Origin of the sequence: Paenibacillus zanthoxyli JH29, from assembly GCF_000520715.1 — a bacterium.
Lineage (GTDB): Bacteria > Bacillota > Bacilli > Paenibacillales > Paenibacillaceae > Paenibacillus_AQ > Paenibacillus_AQ zanthoxyli.
The window spans coordinates 1-376 of sequence record NZ_ASSD01000335.1; the positions used below are offsets into that span (position 1 = coordinate 1).

At 61.2% G+C, this 376-nt stretch carries 1 protein-coding gene; it reads right to left on the bottom strand.

The features are described 5' to 3' along the window. Positions 1 to 139: 139 nt before the first annotated feature. Positions 140 to 376: aminomethyltransferase beta-barrel domain-containing protein (locus L691_RS28715; RefSeq protein WP_036736830.1), on the bottom strand; the 237-nt coding region annotated here is incomplete at its 5' end.

A 376-nucleotide genomic window follows, 5' to 3' on the forward strand; every position in this document is an offset into this window, starting at 1 on the left:
GAAGCGTCCGATAGCCAGATTTTAAGGCGGAAAAAAGAGCCCTTGCCGGCGCGCTGCTAAGCACGCTCTAACAAAGGCTCTTGGTCTTTAAAGGCTTCCCCTGGGCGAAGCGCATTGCTTCCCCGATCAGACGAGCGGGTTACTGCGGCTGCGGCACAACCTTCTCGGCGTATTCGATGATTCCGCCGCCAAGGCAGACCTCGCCGTCATAAAATACGACGGCCTGTCCGGGCGTAATCGCCTTCTGCGGTGTATCGAAGGCCACATGCAGCATGCCGTCTTCGCGCTTCGTCACCGTAACGCCCTGATCCGGCTGGCGGTACCGGAACTTCGCCGTGCAGCGCAGCGGCTCGCTGCCGGGATCGCGGCCGTCGAT